Origin of the sequence: Pseudodesulfovibrio sp. lm2024 (assembly GCF_051175575.1) — a bacterium.
Lineage (GTDB): Bacteria > Desulfobacterota > Desulfovibrionia > Desulfovibrionales > Desulfovibrionaceae > Pseudodesulfovibrio > Pseudodesulfovibrio caledoniensis.
Genome location: NZ_CP195092.1, coordinates 3,978,603 through 3,993,356 on the forward strand (window position 1 = coordinate 3,978,603; position 14,754 = coordinate 3,993,356).

14 protein-coding genes are annotated in these 14,754 nt (G+C 66.1%); 4 read left to right on the forward strand and 10 right to left on the reverse strand.

The genetic code is table 11. The features are described 5' to 3' along the window. Positions 1-108: 108 nt before the first annotated feature. The 3 genes from ACR42D_RS18550 to ACR42D_RS18560 all read left to right on the forward strand — a co-directional run bounded on the left by ACR42D_RS18550 (position 109) and on the right by ACR42D_RS18560 (position 4,284). Positions 109-2,550, forward strand: coding sequence for a PAS domain-containing hybrid sensor histidine kinase/response regulator (locus ACR42D_RS18550; protein ID WP_484568271.1), 2,442 nt, complete (start codon positions 109-111; stop codon positions 2,548-2,550). Between the two features lie 12 nt (positions 2,551-2,562). Further along, positions 2,563-2,931 carry a response regulator gene (locus ACR42D_RS18555; protein ID WP_484568272.1) on the forward strand — a complete coding sequence of 123 codons (369 nt, stop codon included), beginning with the start codon at positions 2,563-2,565 and terminating at the stop codon, positions 2,929-2,931. Positions 2,932-3,501: 570 nt separating this feature from the next. After that, positions 3,502-4,284, forward strand: coding sequence for a nitroreductase family protein (locus tag ACR42D_RS18560; protein ID WP_484568273.1), 783 nt, complete (start codon positions 3,502-3,504; stop codon positions 4,282-4,284). 33 nt (positions 4,285-4,317) lie between these two features. Here the strand turns inward: ACR42D_RS18560 and ACR42D_RS18565 are convergent, their stop codons facing one another. The 9 genes from ACR42D_RS18565 to ACR42D_RS18605 all read right to left on the reverse strand — a co-directional run bounded on the left by ACR42D_RS18565 (position 4,318) and on the right by ACR42D_RS18605 (position 12,735). Next, complete coding sequence (locus ACR42D_RS18565) at positions 4,318-4,983, reverse strand: hypothetical protein (protein WP_484568274.1); 666 nt, start codon at positions 4,981-4,983, stop codon at positions 4,318-4,320. Continuing rightward, positions 4,984-5,304, reverse strand: coding sequence for a hypothetical protein (locus tag ACR42D_RS18570; RefSeq protein ID WP_484568275.1), 321 nt, complete (start codon positions 5,302-5,304; stop codon positions 4,984-4,986). Then, positions 5,297-6,256, reverse strand: coding sequence for a metallophosphoesterase family protein (locus ACR42D_RS18575; RefSeq protein WP_484568276.1), 960 nt, complete (start codon positions 6,254-6,256; stop codon positions 5,297-5,299). Before ACR42D_RS18575 ends, ACR42D_RS18570 begins: the two co-directional genes overlap by 8 nt. After that, positions 6,246-7,604, reverse strand: a complete 1,359-nt coding sequence (locus ACR42D_RS18580; RefSeq protein ID WP_484568277.1) for an AAA family ATPase — start codon at positions 7,602-7,604, stop codon at positions 6,246-6,248. Before ACR42D_RS18580 ends, ACR42D_RS18575 begins: the two co-directional genes overlap by 11 nt. A 3-nt stretch (positions 7,605-7,607) precedes the next feature. Next, positions 7,608-8,513 carry a C-GCAxxG-C-C family (seleno)protein gene (locus tag ACR42D_RS18585; protein WP_484568278.1) on the reverse strand — a complete coding sequence of 302 codons (906 nt, stop codon included), beginning with the start codon at positions 8,511-8,513 and terminating at the stop codon, positions 7,608-7,610. Beyond that, positions 8,514-9,287: a tRNA1(Val) (adenine(37)-N6)-methyltransferase gene (locus tag ACR42D_RS18590; RefSeq protein WP_484568279.1), complete on the reverse strand. Its 774-nt coding sequence runs from the start codon at positions 9,285-9,287 to the stop codon at positions 8,514-8,516. Then, positions 9,284-10,828: a murein biosynthesis integral membrane protein MurJ gene (gene murJ, locus ACR42D_RS18595; RefSeq protein ID WP_484568280.1), complete on the reverse strand. Its 1,545-nt coding sequence runs from the start codon at positions 10,826-10,828 to the stop codon at positions 9,284-9,286. The genes ACR42D_RS18590 and murJ overlap by 4 nt, the downstream gene beginning before the upstream one ends. Before the next feature lie 262 nt (positions 10,829-11,090). Further along, positions 11,091-11,909 (reverse strand): bifunctional DNA-formamidopyrimidine glycosylase/DNA-(apurinic or apyrimidinic site) lyase, encoded by an 819-nt coding sequence (gene mutM / locus ACR42D_RS18600; protein WP_484568281.1) that lies wholly within the window; start codon positions 11,907-11,909, stop codon positions 11,091-11,093. A 112-nt stretch (positions 11,910-12,021) separates the two neighbouring features. Next, positions 12,022-12,735 carry a DUF6125 family protein gene (locus ACR42D_RS18605; protein WP_484568282.1) on the reverse strand — a complete coding sequence of 238 codons (714 nt, stop codon included), beginning with the start codon at positions 12,733-12,735 and terminating at the stop codon, positions 12,022-12,024. A 677-nt stretch (positions 12,736-13,412) separates the two neighbouring features. Here ACR42D_RS18605 and ACR42D_RS18610 point away from each other — a divergent pair. Beyond that, a complete protein-coding gene (locus tag ACR42D_RS18610; RefSeq protein ID WP_484568283.1) occupies positions 13,413-14,204 on the forward strand; it encodes an HAD hydrolase family protein in 792 nt (263 codons plus the stop codon). Here ACR42D_RS18610 and ACR42D_RS18615 read toward each other — a convergent pair whose 3' ends face one another. Then, a complete protein-coding gene (locus ACR42D_RS18615) occupies positions 14,205-14,726 on the reverse strand; it encodes a thermonuclease family protein (protein ID WP_484568284.1) in 522 nt (173 codons plus the stop codon). Positions 14,727-14,754 lie beyond the last annotated feature (28 nt).

A 14,754-nucleotide genomic window follows, 5' to 3' on the forward strand; every position in this document is an offset into this window, starting at 1 on the left:
GCCGCCGGGAGGCCACATTTATAATAGTCCGAGGGGCTTTCCCGTTGACCTTACCGGCCCGGTTTCTTACTACTTGGTCAAGAGTAACCTATCGAATCCACGAACAGCATGCCCTTCGAGAAAAAACCCGCGCGACCCACCTCCTACGTGGCCTTGGACGAGACCTCCCGGGCGCTGATGGACTCCTCGGTGGAATCCGCCTTCGTCATGGACGTGAGCGGATACGTGCTGGCCGCCAACGAGGCCGCGGCCAAGCTGTTCGACCTCAAGCCGGGCCAGAGCCTGCAGCGCTCCAACATCTACGAGCTCCTGCCCGCCGACGCGGCGGACTCCCGCCGGGCCAAGATCAAGGAGGCCATCGAGAGCGTGCGGGCCGTGCGTTTCGAAGAGGAGATCGGCGGCCGCTCCCTGGTCCACTCCATCGTGCCCGTGGCCAACCCCTGGGGCGAGGTCAACCGGCTGGCCGTGCACACCCTGGACCTGACCAAGCTGCGGCGCACCGACGAGGACCTGCGCCGCGAACAGCAGCGCCAGATCTTTTTCATGGAATCCCTGCCCGGCATCGTCTACCACCTCTACCCGGATCAGACCATCCGCTACGCCAACCGCTACTTCCGGCGGTATTTCGGCAGCCCCAAGAACCGCAACTGCCGCGATGCCCTGAACTGCTCGGGCACCACCTGCTCCCTGTGCCCGCCCATGGAGGCCATGAACACTGACCGGGCCGTGGAATGGGACTGGACCGACAACCAGGGGCGCACCTTCCACCTGCAGTGCAGCCCCATGACCGACTCCAACGGCGAACGCATGATCATGGTGCTCGGCATCGACATCACCGCCAGGCAGCGGGCCGAGGACGCCCTGAAAAAGGCCCGCGACAAGTTGGAGGACCGCGTCAAACAACGCACCAAGGAACTGGAAAAGGCCAACCTGGAGCTGACCAGCAAGTCCCAGCGGCTGGTCACGGCCATGGAAAAGGCGGACGCCGCCACCCGGGCCAAATCCTCGTTTCTGGCCAACATGAGCCATGAAATCCGCACTCCGCTCAACGCCATTCTGGGCATGTCCGAACTGGCCCTGTCCATCGATGACCAGGAGCGCAAGGACCGCTACCTGCACCGGGTCATGGAGGCGGGCAACTCGCTCTTGTCCGTCATCAACGACATCCTCGACTTCTCCAAAATCGAGGCCTCGCGGCTGACCCTGGAATCCATCGATTTCGACCTGCGCCGGGTCATCGGCGGGGCCATGGACCTGCACCTTATCGGGGCCGAGGAAAAGGGCCTCAAGCTGCGGGCCAGCGTGGCCGAGGACGTGCCCCCGGCCCTGGTGGGCGACCCCTCGCGGCTGCGCCAGATCATCATCAATCTGGTGGGCAACGCCATCAAGTTCACCGAGACCGGCGGGGTGACCGTGCACGTGCGACCCGCCGAATCCACCCACGGCCTCAAACCCGGCGACCCGGTGACCATGATCTTCTCCGTGGCCGACACCGGCGTGGGCATCCCGGAGCACAAGCAGCGGGACATCTTCCAGTCCTTTCTCCAGGCCGACGACTCCATCACCCGCAAATACGGCGGCACCGGCCTCGGGCTGGCCATCTGCCAGCTCCTGGTCGGACTCATGGGCGGCGAACTCTCCCTGGAAAGCCAGGAAGGAAAGGGCAGCACCTTCACCTTCACCACCGACCTCAAGGTCGGCGACCCGGCCGCCGAGGAACGGGAACGGCTCGAAGCTGAAACCCCGCCCCCGGAAGCCGAGCCCATGACCGTGCTCCTGGCCGACGACAACCCGCTCAACCGTGAGCTGGCCACCACCCTGCTCAGCGAACAGGGCCACCGGGTCCTGGCCGTGAAAAACGGCATCGAGGCCCTCAACGCCCTGCGCGAGTCCCCCTTCGACCTGGTGCTCATGGACGTCCAAATGCCGATCATGGACGGCGTGTCGGCCACCCGGGCCATCCGCGACCCCAACTCCGGCGCGCTCAACCCGAATATCCCCATCGTGGCTCTGACCGCCCACGCGCTCAAGGGCGACCGCGAACGGTTCCTGGACGCGGGCATGGACGACTACATCGCCAAGCCCATTAAGATGCGGGACTTCTACAACACCATCGCCAGGGTCTCCGGCGAACGACCGCACAAGGCCCCGGAACCCGAGAAGGAACACCGCGTGCCCGTCCCCTCGGGCAAGCCGTTCGACCGCGAAAGCGCCCTGGAGATGCTCGGGGGCAAACAGTCGCTCCTAAGCCGCATGGACGAAATCTTCCTGCGCGACGTGCCCGGCGAGCTCGAGGAGCTGGCCGACTTCTTCGCCCAGCGCGACTGGCAGAACGCCAAGCGCATGGCCCACTCCATCAAAAGCTCGGCCCGGACCATCGGTGCACAACGCCTCGGGGCCATCGCCGAACAAATGGAATACCTCTGCCGCCAACAGGATGTCGCCTCCGCCGAAAAAGAATTGAAAATCCTTGAATCGGATGTCCGGTCCGCGCTAGACTACCTGACCGATACAGGCGATAAGGCAGCGGCCCCCCTCTCTGAAACGTAAAGGAGCACCTTGATGAAAACCATCCTCGTCGTCGACGACGCCCCCATGATCCGGGAACTGCTCAAGTCGGTTCTCGAGGCCGAAGGCTTTAACGTGATCGAGGCCGCTGACGGCGAAGAAGCGATCCACATCTGCCACGACACCCCCATCGACCTGTCCATCATCGACATCTTTCTGCCCAAGAAGGGCGGCCTCCAGGTCATGGGCGAACTGATCAAGGCCGACAGCGCGCACAAGTTCATCGCCATCTCCGGCGGCGAAGCCTTCAACCCTGAAGCCATCGTCGAACTCGCCAAGGTCTACGACGTGGTCGACACCTTCACCAAACCCATCGACACCCGCCGCCTCGTCGAAGTCGTCCGCACCGCCCTGGCCGATTAGCCCGGCGTATCCAGACGAAAAAAGGACCTCCCGGCCTCATTACGGCCGGGAGGTCCTTTTTTTTTGCTTTCGGCGGACAGAGGGAAACCTTTAAAATTACTCTGGGGTTGGAGATCATCAAAAACTTTCCCATAAGGGCTTAAGCCGTCGGAGACGCCCGCCCGGCGAGGTCGTCCCCGGAAAAAAGGTGCAAAAAAAGTGCGCTGACCGGATTACCCGGCGGTCCCTGGCTTTCTGCCTCGGGGGTCCATGCGCACACTATGCTTTGCGGGGGCGCGACTCGATTCGCTGATATATGATCTGCTGTGGTTTAACGGGTGGAATCCTCCGTTTAGGTTATCGTTGTATATCTCATGGGCCGATCCCTTACGGGCCTTTCCCTTATGGCCATCTTTGGCACTATAGAAGTAAGCATTCCGGCAGACTTGTCCAGAGGCCGGACCGTGAAATCGACCGATACCGGGACGGTTTCCGACAGGGAACCGGGGCACCGCGCCGTGCCTTCTTGTCTTGCCCCCGCCAGGTGGTATGGTTGAGACCTTGAAAGGACAATAACAGGAGACATTTCTTATGATCACCATCGACGGACAAAAATGTGTGCGCGACGGGCTCTGCGTCCGGGCCTGCCCCGTGAATCTGATCCGCATGGACGGCGGGTCCGTGCCCGAGGAGGTCGACGGGGCCGCCGACCGCTGTATCCGCTGCGGGCACTGCGTGGCCGTGTGCCCCGAGGGCGCGCTGGACAACGCGCTCACCCCCGCCGGGGACTTTCTCCCGGTGCCCGAAAACACGCCCGACGTTGAAGCCATGGAGAATCTGCTCATTTCGCGGCGTTCGGCGCGGTCGTTCCGCAAGAAGCCCATTGCGCGGGAGCAACTGGAACGGCTGTTGGAAACGGCCCGACGCGCGCCCACGGCGTCCAACGCCCAGAAGCTGTCCTGGACCATGATCCAGGACCCGCAGCGGCTGGACCGCGTCCGGGAACTGTCGCTTGAGTGGATGGCTACCGACCCGGCGCGCTCGCGCTACATGGAGGCCGCCCGGCAGGGGCGGGACGTGATCCTGCGCGACGCCACGGCCCTGGCCGTGGTCCACGGCCCAGCCGACTATTTCTGGACCGCCATCGACGGTACCCTCGCCCTGACCTACATGGAGCTGCAGGCCGCGACCATGGGGCTGGGTACCTGCTGGGCCGGACTGGTGACCTTCGCGAGCACGGCGGTTCCCGAACTGCTTCCGGTGCTCGGCGTGCCCGAGGGCAGCAAGGTCGGCGGCGCGATCATGCTCGGCCATCCCCGGCTGAAGCATTATCTCATCCCGCCCCGAAACGCGGCGCGGGTCACCTGGCTGTAGGAAAAGAATACGGGTGGCCCTCCTGCGGGAGGGTCACTTGACTTGCTTGACCACGGCCCCGGCCTCGCGGTCCGGGGTCAGCTCGAAGATACGGTCGGCCGACCCGGCAAAAAGGTCCAGCGGATGATGGCTGATGACCAGGAGCTGGAGGTCCAGCCGGGCGGCGATCTCCTGGATGAGCTTCATGAACTTGGGGATCAGTCCTGGCTTGAGCCAGCAGTCCTGCTCGTCGAGCACCAGGAAAGGCCGGTGGGAGACCTCGGGCAGCTGGGACAGGGCGATGAGCCGCAGCCCCACGGACAGGATGTTGCAGACCGAGCCGCCCTGACCGGTCATGATGTCCTCGATCTCATCCTCGCGCCCCTGGTTGCGGATCAGAAAATGGATCTGGAGGCGGTTGTTCTTGACCTCGCGCTCGGTGACCACCACCCGGTCCTGACCGAGGATCTCGCGGATGGCGTGGGTCAGGTTGGCCTCCACCTCGTCAAGGATCCGTCCGAACAAGGCGGTGGACAGTTCCTCGAGCGTGTCGCGCGCCTTGGGAGCGAGGTCCAGGAACTCGCGCACCTCGACCAGCTTGCGGCGCACGCGGCCGTGCTCGGCGTGCCACTGCTCGCCCAGGGCGGCCAGCCGGTGCAGACGGCCCTCGGCCTCCCGACGGGCCCGGCGCAGCTCGTTGAGGTCGGTGGACGGATTCACCTAGTCGCCCTCCACCGCGTTTTCCACCCGAGCGAGGTCTGCCTGCACCTGTTGGATGTGTTCGCGGTACTTTGCGACAACCTCTTCGTTTTGCTTGCGTTTCTCTTCAAGAAGCTGTTGCAGTTCCTTGAGGTCGCTGGTCCCGTACTCGGCCTCGGCCTGCTGCTTCAGGGTCTCCAGCTGATGGGAGAGCTGGGCCACGGCCTCCTCGGTGCGCACCTTGCGGTCGCGCAGCTGCTCGTACTGACGGCGCAGGGCGTTAAGTTCCTGCTCCACCTGGGAATCCCTGTTTGTCCCTGTTTGGTTGGGGTTGTTATTCACCGTTGACGACCTCCTCGTAGAGTTCCCAGATGAGTTTGCCCTCCGGGGTTTCGGTGCTCAGATTTTCGGTCAGGAACTGCCGCAGGCCCGTGCCCTCGTGGGTGCGTTGCCAGGCCAGCCGTTCCAGCCCCTTGATGAAATTCGATTCGCCCTCGACCTCCTGCTCCTCGGGGGGCAGGTCCTGGTCCGGGAAGACCTGGTCGAAGGGCAGGTACGGGACCACCCATTTCTCCAGCTCCGCGCAGCCGGGGGTCCAGATGGCGGCCGCGGGCTCGCGGGCCATGGACCGCCGGGTGAAGGTCAGCCGGGTGATGTTGCCGGGGTTGGCCCAGGTGGTCTGTCCCTTGGTCACCGTGGCCTGGGGCCGGTGGATGTGGCCGTTGACGACCCAGTCGATGCCCGGCAGCTCCTTGATGGAATAGGCCCGGTCGATGAACTCCGGAAAGCGGATGTTGTGATGGGTCAGCCAGACCACGGTGTCCGGGTCGCCGTCTTCGTGCTCATACGCCTTGGGCAACGGCGCGCCGTCCGGGCTGGCCCCGACCAGGACCGCGCCGTCCGGGGTGTCCAGGACGAACTGCGGGCCCCCCTCCTTCATCAGCCGGACCGCGCCGGCGGTCTCGAGCACGGCCAGGGACACGTCGTCCGTGAAGCGCGACTGGTACTTGTCGTGGTTGCCCACCAGCACGAACACGGCTCGATCCCCGGTGCGGCCGCCGAACAGCCGGATAAGCTCCACAAGCATGCGGTTGGAGTTGTCGCGCGGCCAGTGGAAGAGGTCGCCAAGCAGGACGAAGGCCATGCCGAGTTCGTCGGCCCGCTTGAGGCAGGCGGCGAGCTTGTCCATGATCTGGTCGAGGTACCCTTCCAGCCGCTGGCCCGGGGGATGGTCGGCCAGATGCGGGTCGGCCACCAGGAACAGGCCGTTGGCCTTGATGCGCTCAAGCGTCATGACGGCACCCGTGGTCCAGGAAGGAGTCGGTGGTCAGGTCGCCGCCGCAGACCGGGCAGCAGCCGATGGTCCGGATACGCTCTTCCATGGCGACTACAACGGACCGCAAGTCCGTTTCCAGGCCGCCCAGCTCGGCTTGCCTTTCCGAAATTTTTTCCTTTAATCCGGTGAGTTCAGCAACCGTACCGTCCAGGCCGTCCAGGGGCGCGGGCGCGGGCGGTTCCGCAACCTTCCCCAAGGCCGCTTCCAGGCGGGCCAGCCGCTTGTTGCGGGCCCGCAGGACGTACAGTTCGTCCACCAACCCGGCCAGCCGCGCGGTGTCCTCCCGCTCCGGGGGGACGGCCAGCCCGGCCAGTGCCGTTTGATGGATCGAGGCCCGATGCAGGGTCGCGCCGGTGACGGCCAGTTCACGCAGAACGTGGCGTAGGGGGGCGGTGTCCGCCGTTTCGGGCGGAACGCCGAGTCCGCCCAACGCCTCGGCGGTGCGAGCCGCCTTGCCGCGCTGGGCCGAGACCGTGCCCATGGACGCAATGTATTGCTTCAACCGGTCCACGTCCTGAACCGGGGGCGGGGGCTGAATTCCTTCGAGGACCGAACCGGCGGCCCGTTCGCGGTCCAAAGCGGCGACCAGGGCGCGATGCTCGGCCAAGCCCGCCTCAAGGGCCGGGATGGCCCGCTCCAGACCGGCGGCTACACGCTCCAGGTCCTCGGCCTCCTCCATGCGCCGGGCTATGTCCGGCAGCGGGGCGAGGCGGTCCAGGTCCGAGCCGACGCGGTCGGCCTGGTCCAGCAAGGCGCGTTCCTCGCGCTTGGCGTCGCGCACGCGCATTTTGAGGGCGTTCTGCATGGCCAGCAGATGGGCGGACTCGGTGGACGCGGCGAAAAACTCGGCCATGACCGAATCGGGCTGATTGAGCAGAAAGACCGGGTCGCGCTGGTTGCCCAGGTGCACGTCCACGGAGTCCTTGCGCGTCTCGAGCTCCACCTGGTCCAAGCGCAGGATCCTGGCCACGTCCTCGGGCACCCGTCCCTGGAGCTTGTGGTACTCCTCGGGCTCCTCGGCGTCCGGCGCCCAGACCTCGTACTTGGCCCACCGCTTGGTGCGCACCCAGGCCACGCGCGTGCCGTCGTCCACCTCCACCTCCACGCGCGCCTCCTTGGCCCCGTGGCGGATGTACAGGGCCGGGTTCGGGCTGCGTGCCGGATTGGTGGCCAGGCAACGCAGGGCCTCGACCACGGCGGACTTGCCGGTGTTGTTGGAACCGGTCAGGATGGTCACGCCAGGGCCGAGCGCAAGCTCGGTATGCTCGTGAGCCATGAAGTTATCGATAATGATTTTTGTAATCATATTTTACGGATATCTAGGCTTATCCTTGAGTTCCCGATACCATTTTTGATAGCCGCACTCACGCATCTTCTCGTTGTTCTTCCGCCAGATGCCGTCCAAGCGGTCCGGCATGCCGTGGTCCTGGCAGGGGAACGCCTCGCATTCGAAACAGTAGTCCGCTCCGTGTTGCCGGGCGCAGTCCGGAACCTTGCAGGCCTGGAACAGGCACCCCTGCTCCCGGCACCCGGCGCAGGACCCTTGGGCCAGAAATTCGAGCAACTCGGCAAAGGCCGGGTAGTTGGCAAAGACCGGGTTCATGGCTTCGAACCGCTTGGCGTAGGCCGCGAAGTTCGGCCCGAGCTGGTCGCGCAGCTCCCGGCCGGCGCGGTGGATGGGCCCGTCCGAGAAGGCCGCGCACGTACCGCAGAGCAGGCCGCACGGGGCGAGCCTGGACTTGATCCAGTCGGCCTCATCCGGAAGGTAGCCGTGTTCCCGGAGAATGGAAAGGGCGGTCTCGGCCGCGAACACGGCCATGCGGTAGCAGTCGCGGCGTAGGTTGTCGCGGCGATAGCGCGCCTTGTCGTCCGGGTCGGTGAAATCGCACTGGATCAACTCGAAGCAGTTGATGGACCCGAATCGGCCGTCAAAACGGTCCAACAGTTCCTGGACCAGGGCGTAACACGCCTCGTGATCCTCCCCGGCCTCGCCCCGTCCGGCGTACAGGCCGATGCCCATGACCGCGCCGGACACGGCCCCGCACTGGCCGCAGGTCCGCGACATGCCGCTGCAGAAGCCCGTGGCCGCGCGGACCACGTCCCGGCTCTCGCGCCCGCCCGCCTCGGCTATGACCTGGAGCACGGACTCGGCGCACAGAAACTTGTTGTCCCCGAACAGCTCCAGCAGCCGGTCCTTCACGAAATCGCTCGCCATCTATGTATCCTCTTCGTCGCCCTCTTTGGGGTTGCAGGCCAGAAACGGACAGAAATCCAGGGCCTGCCCGCTCAACCGGGTGCCCTTCCCTGTCCCTTCGTGCAAAATCAGCGGCGGCTCCACGCGCAGTCCGGGGCTGGCAGCCTTGACCGTCTCCATCAGGACCATGCGGGCCTCCTGGTCCGCCTTGCCGTGGACCATGCGCAACCGCTTGGAAGCCAGCCCCACATCGGCCAGGTCGGCCATGATCTCGGGCAGCCGCTCGGGCAGGTGCACGAAGGCGAACCGTCCCCGCGTCTTGAGGGCCACGGCCGCGCACCGGGCGAACGCCGCGAACGTCCCGGTCCCTTCGAAGCGGGCGTTGCGACGGCCCTCTCCGGAGCTCTCCCTCCCCTGGCCGAGCTTGCGGTAGGGCGGGTTGGCGACCACGAAATCCACCACCTGTCCGGGCCGCCAGTCGGCCACGTCGCCCTGCGCTATCGTCAACTTATCGGTAAGATGTAGATACGTCGCATTTTCCTTGGCAGTCTCCACGGACTGCGGGTTCAGCTCGATTCCTGTCAGGCTGAGTCCTGGCTGACGAAGGAGCAGAGCCAGTCCGATCACCCCGCAGCCGCAGCCCAGGTCCACGCCTTTCTGGCCCCGCGTCACGTTGACGAAGGAGGCCAGGAGCAGGGAGTCCAGGGAGAAGCGGTAGCCCCCTTCGGGCTGGACCAGGCCGCGCGGGAAATAGGCGCGCCGGTCGAGGATCGCCCGGGTGTCCACGCCGCTCATCTGCGCCCCGCCAGCTTGCGCCGCAAACGGGAGCGGAACATGTCCGCGAACAGGCGGGCCTCCTTGAGCCCTACGGCCAGGGAAAGAGTCATGTAGACCGCGACCCAGACCGGGATGAGCAGCACCCACCACGGCCGCCAGGCCGCGCTGAGGAACGCGCCCCCGCCGATGAGCGCGGACAGCAGGAGCATGCGCAGGGCCGCCCCGGCGGGCAGCAGGGACGCGCCGCGCCTGCGGCGCAGCAGCACGTACAGCAGCCCGAAATTGAGCAGGGAGGACGCGCTCACGGCCAGGGCCAGCCCCACGTGGGCCAGCGGCTGCATGAGCAGCACGCCCAGACCGATGTTGGCCGCCAGGCAGAGCACCGCGATCTTGACCGGAGTGCGGGTGTCCTCCAGGGCGTAGAACCCGGCCACCAGGGGCCGCGACAGGGCGATGAACGGCAGCCCCACGGAGTAGGCCACCAGGGCGTTGGCCGTGGCGGTCACCGCCTCGGGCGTGAACGCCCCGCGCTCGAAAAGCAGGCCGATGACCGGCGAGGCCAGGCCGATGAGCCCGGCCGCGGCGGGCAGGCTGATGAACAGGGTCAGGCCGAGCGACGCGGACAGCGCCTCGTCGTATTCCGCCATCTCCCCCCTGGCCGCCAGCCGGGACAGGGACGGCAGGGCCGCCGTGCTGATGGCGATGCCGAACACGCCCAGCGGGAACTGGACCAGCCGGTCCGCGTAATAGAGATAGGACACGGACCCCACCGGCAGGAACGAGGCCAGCAGGGTACCGAGCAGGATGTTCAGCTGGTACACGGCCGCGCCGAAGACCGTGGGCAGCATGAGCATACCCATGCGCGCCACGCCCTGGTTGCGCCAGGACCACGGCCCGCGCCAGGAGAACCCGGTGCGCGCCAGAAACGGCTGTTGCAGCAGCCACTGGGCAGCGCCCCCGACGAGCACGCCGTAGGCCATGCAGTAGGCCACGTTGTAGCCCATGAAATAGCCGAACAGGGCCGCGCCGATGAGCGAGACGTTCAATGCCACCGGGGCCAGCGCCGGGGCCAGGAAATGGTTGCGCGAATTGAGGATGCCCATGCACAGGGCCACCCCGCAGATGAGCACCACATAGGGGAAGCAGATGCGCACCAGATCCACGGTGACCGCGAACTGCTCGGCGTTGTCCAGAAATCCCGGCGCGATGGCCATGGTCAGCGGGCGGGCCAGCAGCTCCACGACCACGGTGATGCCGATGAGCACCACGGCCAGCCAGATGGCGGCCGACCGGGCCATGGCCTGGGCCGCCTCCTCCCCTTCCTCCTCCATGAGCCGGGAGTAGATGGGGATGAAGGCCATGGTCAGCGACCCCTCGCCGAACAGCCGCCGGAGCAGGTTCGGGATGCGGAAGGCCACGAAAAAGGCGTCCGCGAACAATCCCGCGCCCAGGGCAAAGGCCACGATGATGTCTCTAACGAACCCCAAGAGGCGCGAGACCAGGGTGGCACCCGCCACCACCGCCGCGTTTCGGGCTATGCGCCTGCCGTGATCGCTCACCGGGTCAACCGTCCGGATTCGTTTCGCCGCTGTTCCATTTTCTGCACAGGATAAACTCTAGAGATTTTTTAGAGAACGATCTTCCAGTCCGGAATGACTGTCTGTTTTATCCACACATTTCCACACATCTGATCCGCTGGAGAGCCGTCGGGTCTGACACCGCGTCCGTCGGTCGGCTTTCGTTCTCCGCGCCGTCACGGATTCGGACCGGTCCCTGCGCCGCAACCGCAACCCACTTTCGCAGGCCGTTGCGGTCCAAAATTCATCGCCTGCGCTGGCACTTGGGACAGAAGGTGGAGGTCCGGCCCGCCACGGTCACGGCGCGCAGCGCATCGCCGCACTGCTTGCACGGTTCACCCTTGCGGCCGTACACGTTGAAGCTATTCTGGAACGCCCCGGCGTCGCCGTGCGCGTTCACATAGTCCGAGATGGAGCTGCCGTTCTCGGCGATGGCCTGCGTGAGCACGGCCTGCAGCTCGGTGAACAGCTTCACCGCCCGCTCGCGCCCCACCCGGCTGCCCCGGGTCTCGGGGTTGATGCCCGCCCGGAACAGGGATTCGTCCGCGTAGATGTTGCCCACGCCCGCCACCACCGACTGGTTCAGCAGCAGGGCCTTGATGGCGCAGTTGCGCCTGGTCACCCGCTCGGCCAGCAGTTCGGGCGCGGTCTCCAGCGGCTCGGGCCCGGCCTTGCACAGAAAATCCCAGCAGTCCAGCTCGCCCGGTGCAAAGCAGCGTACGTAGCCGAACTTGCGCATGTCCGCAAAGAACAACAACGAACCGTCATCCAAATAAAAAAGGACACGGTCGTGCTTCTCGGCCGCGCGGGCGGGCCCGTGCACCACGCGCCCGGTCATCTTCAGGTGGAAAGCCAGGGTCGAGCCGTTGTCCAGCTCCATGAGCAGCACCTTGGCCCGCCGCCAGACGCGCGCGATGGTCCGGCCCAGCACCTTGGGCACCAGGGTCTCCTCGGGCTCGCTCAGCCGCGTCAGGCCCGGGACCTCCACCGACTCGATGGCCCGGCCCGTCACCGACGCGTCCAGCCCGCGCGCAATCACTTCCACTTCAGGCAGTTCCGGCATGGTTTGGTGAGTACCCGAAATCCGGGCGGGTGAAAAGCGGCTCCTCCAGTCCGGGCATCGGAAGTTTCAATGGGTCGAGAACCCCGCCCGATACCGGTTGCAGTCGGCCTGACTACTCCTCAACCAAAGTAAACCGCCAGGCGCAGGCCCATTCCTCGGGGTGCGGGTCGGGCGGGCAGCCCACGCATTCGCAGCGCAGCCGCGAGTCGATCTCGCGTGCGAACCCGGTATACTCGGTGGTGCCGCCGGATTTACACGGATAATCCGCCAGGCCGCGCCGTTTGCGAGCGGTCTGTACCCGGCAGTCGGTCATGCGGAAAACAATGGAGTTCTCCGCCTCCTCGACAAACTCCCACTCGTTGAGACGCCCGTACATGCGCGCGGCCAGCCCGGCCTTGAGCGCGCCGATCCCCCCGTTTTCCGGCAGCTTGAGCAGGGTCTTGACCCGCCGGGCCTCCAGCGGCGCGAACCGGGCCCAGCAGGTGTCGTTGACCCGTTTGGCCGCGGCCATGCCCGCCATGCGCTCCACGGCCTGGAACCAGACCCCGTCCGCTGCTAGCCAGCCGGTACGCAGCGCCTGGGCCGCATCGTCCAGCACCTCCGGGGCCACGCCGGCCAGCAGCCCGCCCGGCTCCCTGCCCAGCGCCCGCTCCAGCTTGCCGCGTAAAATAGACTCCAAACGGTCCCCGGCCTCGCCCTCGGCGTCGAGCGCCGCGTCCAGCCCGAGCTGGTGCACGCTCTCGGCCAGCCATAACCCGTAATGCGCCGCCAACTGCCGGATCACCCCGGCCAGTTCCGCCGCCTTGTCTGCCTTGGTCTCGCTCACGCTGCCTCCCGGTTTCGGTCAGCACTACACGGGAAGCGGGAGTCGAGGCAAGAACGGAGGATGGGTGATGCCTCCGGCGGCCCATTCAGGGAGAGCCCTCGCCGGGCGGCGTCTCCGACGGCCAGGGCGCCGCCCTGGACCCGCTTAAGGCCCAGGGCCTTAAGAATCCCATCGCCGAGCTGCGCTCGGGGGGGGGCGGGAGCGGAAGGCTGGCTGGGGACGCCTGCCGCCGTGCCGGTGGGCGATTGCGGGGTTTCTTTTTTGGGGAAGGGCATAACGCGTTGAGCACTGCCACTTATCGGAAGTCAGAAAACGCCGCAAAACCGCTTTGGCGAGTTACGCCCAACCAGTCCAACGGCGTTGGCTATTGTCCCGAAGGGTTCGCGCCGGACGGCCCTCCAAACACCATGGACGTCCGGCGCGAACCCTTCGGGACACCACCGGGCCGAGCTACTCCCGTCCTCCCGCTAAGCATCTCGCCACACCGCGCCCGCCCTTCGCCGCAGGCGACACAAAAAGTTTGGGAAGGGGTCCAGGGGGAACCCTTTTCAAAGGGTTCCCCCTGGCGGGGTCTGGGGCAGCGCCCCAGCCGCCGGAGGCAACTTCTTCCCCGAATGTTGCGCGGTTGGGCCGGGCAGGGTAGGTTACACGGCAAACCGAGCACGCAAGGAGTTGAAATGGCCACATTCCCGCCTGTCACCATATTGGTTCGGAACATCGACAAATCCGCGCGTTTCTACAAGCGGGCGCTGGGCTTCGACCTGGCCTGGGACGGATTGCTGGTCGGTCCGTACGGCCAGTCGCTGCGGCTGGTGGAGGGGCCGGGCACCACTTCCGGGGGGTGCGTGATCGTCACCCTTGAAGTGCCGGACGTGGACCGGGCCGTGAACGCCATTCTGGACAGCGGCGGGGGCCGGGCCGAGAAGCTGATGGGCGACGCGCCGCTGTACCTGGGGCCGGACGGCGAGATGCTGGCCCTGTCCGGGCGCGGGCTGCCGGGCGCGAAGCGCATCCGGCTGGTGGTCTACGACTTTGACGGGGTGATGACGGACAACATGGTCCTGACCGACCAGGACGGGCGCGAATCGGTCCAGGCCAACCGCAGCGACGGGCTGGGCGTGGGGCTTATCCAGCGGCTGGGCATCCGGCAGATTATCCTGTCCACCGAGGCCAACCCGGTGGTCAAGGCCCGGGCCGACAAGATCGGGCTGGAGGCGCTGCACGGCATCCGCGACAAGGGCTCGGCCCTGCTCCGGCTGGCCGAGAAATACCAGATTTCCGTGGGCGACATCCTGTTCATCGGCAACGACATCAACGACGCCACGGCCATGGGGCTGGCCGGGTTCAAGGCCGCGCCCGCCGACGCCCACCCGTCCATCCTGGCCATGGCCGATTACGTCACCGACGCCAAGGGCGGACGCGGCGTGATCCGCGAGATGGCCGACGTCCTGACCGCGGCCTTCAAATAGCTACTTCCGGCGGTGCGTCCGCCGCCACCGGGCCGGGGTCATGTCCAGGCCGCCCTTGACCCAGAAACCGCGCTTTTCCCGGCGCGCCTCTCCTTCCGCCTGTTTGAACCGGTCGTAATACCGGGTGTTCGGCTTGATCCGGATGGGGATGGCCAGCCCGGCGCGGACCAGTTCCTCATTGAGCATGCGACCGTCCGCATACACATAGGCCAGGGTGCGGCCGTAGCGGTCGCGGCGCTCCTTGTCGAATTCCAGATGCACCGTCTTGCCCTGGCAAAAACGTTGGGAGAAGTCCTTGGCCTTGCGGCTGTATTCCTGCCTGTATTCCGGGGCGTCCACGCCGATGAGGCGGATTTCCAGGACCTCGCCCGCGTGGTCCACGCGCAGGGAATCACCGTCCAGGGCGCGCAGGAAGCGGGCGTCGAGGCCTTCGGCCCCGGCGAGAATGGGCGGGAAGCAGAGGCAGACGAGCATGCAGGCCGCGAAAAAAACGCGGGAGAAAAGGGGGTTGCGGCGGCGCATGCGTTGAGCATAGACTCTTTTGTCCTGT